We start from the raw sequence: 2,431 nt of genomic DNA, 5'->3' as shown, positions 1-2,431 counted from the left end.
GAACACGCCGACACGCCCGAGCTGCAGCAGCGCTGCCTGAAAATCTGCGAGATCGGCGCACAGATGCGCCTGCTCTACACCACCGCGCTCTATCACGACTACGTCGCCCAGGAGATCTCCCTGCCTGAACTGGGCATGRCCGCCTGAGCGCGTCCCTGGACGGAAAAGCAGCATCGCATTGGAAATGGACGGCCCCGCCCGGGGCCCGACCGGATAAAGGCTTGGACATCATGGCAGTGGCAAAGACAGACGAATTCACCAACTACATCAACGGCGAGTGGTCGAAGAGCGCCAGCGGCCGCACTTTCGACAACGTCAACCCGGCCGATACCGGCGACATCGTGGGCCGCTTCCAGGCCTCGACGGCGCAAGACGCGCAGGCCRCCGTGGCCGCCGCCGCGGCCGCGTTCGACGCGTGGAAGAAAACCCCGATCACCAAGCGCGCCAGGATCCTCAACAGCGCCGCCGATTACCTCGAAGCGCACGCCGACCAGATTGCCGAGGAACTCACGCGCGAAGAGGGCAAGGCGCTCAACCTGAGCAAGGACGAAGTCCTGCGCTCGGCGCAGACCATCCGCTTCTACGCGGTGGAGGGGCAGTCGTTCTCGGGTGAGACCTATCCCCAGGACGATCCCGACATGATCGTCTACAGCCAGCGCGAGCCGCTGGGCGTGGTGACCGTGATCTCGCCGTGGAATTTCCCGGTCTCGATTCCGGCGCGCAAGATTGCGCCGGCGCTGATCGCCGGCAACACGGTGGTGTTCAAGCCCTCGTCGGATGCGCCGCTGAGCGGCTACCGGCTGGCGCAGGCTTTTGTCGAAGCCGGCATCCCCAAGGGCGTGCTCAACTTCATTACCGGCCGTGCCGGCGACGTGGGCGCGGCGATCACCGAAGCACCGGCGGTGCGCGCGATTTCCTTTACGGGCTCCACCGCGGCTGGCCAGCACATCCATCGCTCGGTGTCGCTGAGCACGCGCACGCAGATGGAGCTCGGCGGCAAGAACCCGCTGATCGTGATGGAAGACGCCGATCTGGACCGCGCCGTGGATCTCACCATCAAGGGCGGCCTGTCGCTGAGCGGACAAGCCTGCACCGGCACCAGCCGCGTGCTGGTCATGGCATCGGTCAAGGCAGCCTTTACCGAGAAGCTGCTGGCCAAGGTCAGGACGCTGAAGATCGGCAGCGGCGTGACGCCTGGCATGGACGTCGGCCCGCTCGCCACGCGCAAGCAACTGGAAACCGTGCTCGGCTTTGTCGAGGCCGGCAAGGCCGAAGCCACGCACCTGTGCGGCGGCGACCGCCTGGGCGGCGAGCAATACGACAAGGGCTTCTATGTCTCGCCGGCGATCTTCACCGACGTCACGCAGCAGATGCGCATTGCCCGGGAGGAAATCTTCGGGCCGGTGATCGCCATCATCGAAGCCAGCAGCTACGCCGATGCCATTGCCAAGGCAAACGACACTGAATACGGTTTGTCGGCCGCCATCGTGACCAGCAACCCGCGTTATGCGCATGACTTCGCGCACGACATCCAGTCGGGCACGGTCAAGATCAACCGCACCACTACCGGCAACCTGATCAACGCGCCGTTCGGCGGGCTCAAGCAATCCAGCACCTCCACGTTCCGCGAGTCGGGCCGGGCAGGGCTGGAGTTCTACACGCAAATCAAGACCGTCTACCGCGGCTGCTGAACCAGCGCGCCCGCAAACCAACCGGCATTCACGCAGCATTCACGCATCAAGCAGGAGCAGGACATGAGAAAAGCCATCAAGCTGGAACTGAAGGAAGCCCGTCACATGGTGGCGGCAGCCATCCGCAAGTCCGAGGAAATCGGCGTACTGGAATCGATCTGCGTGGTCGACGACGGCGGCTACCCGCTGGTGCTGGAGCGCATGGACGGCGCACGCATCACCGGCCCGCRGATCGCCTGGAACAAGGCCTTCACGGCCGCCGGTCACAAGYGCTCGACCCACCTGTTCAACCAGGCGCCGAACGGCCCCGCGCTGCCGGGCAATGAAGCCTTCGGCATCCAGTGGAGCTTCGAGGGCAAGTTCGCGGTATTCGTGGGCGGCTTCCCGATCGTGGTCAACGGCGAAGTGATCGGCGGCATCGGCCTGAGCGGCGGCAATGGCGAGCAGGACACCGCCGCTGGCGTGGCAGCACTGCAGGCCCTGCAGGAACTGCTTGCCGGCGACGACCTGAAGGTGCTGGCCGAAGCCGATATCAAGAAGTAAATCCAGCACCCGGCGACAGCCCGCAAACCGCGCAAATCACGCGATGCGAAGCGAGCCCCCCAAGCGATGCGAAGCGAGCCGTCAAGGTGTACCAGGCCGTATGGGGCGCCTCGGGATCCGGCGAAAAGAGCGGAAAAGAGGGACCCATGTTTGAGTATCGCCTTAAGGCGATGCGAGTTTGGGTCCCGGCCGCTCTT

Annotated in this window: 2 protein-coding genes and 1 pseudogene; all 3 read left to right on the top strand. The window is 64.8% G+C overall.

The features are described 5' to 3' along the window. A pseudogene (locus AC1DKD_RS40675) lies at positions 1-147 on the top strand (TenA family transcriptional regulator); the annotation flags it as partial. Between the two features lie 83 nt (positions 148-230). Beyond that, the gene (locus tag AC1DKD_RS40670) at positions 231-1,691 is read left to right on the top strand and encodes an aldehyde dehydrogenase family protein (protein ID WP_477144690.1); all 1,461 of its coding nucleotides are present in this window, start codon (positions 231-233) and stop codon (positions 1,689-1,691) included. A 63-nt stretch (positions 1,692-1,754) separates the two neighbouring features. Then, a complete protein-coding gene (locus AC1DKD_RS40665; protein ID WP_477144689.1) occupies positions 1,755-2,234 on the top strand; it encodes a GlcG/HbpS family heme-binding protein in 480 nt (159 codons plus the stop codon). The last annotated feature ends 197 nt before the right edge of the window (positions 2,235-2,431 follow it).

Source organism: Cupriavidus sp. 05T313 (assembly GCF_056396665.1).
The sequence above is the reverse complement of the archived record's forward strand: the minus strand, read 5'-3'. Positions and strand labels throughout refer to the sequence as shown.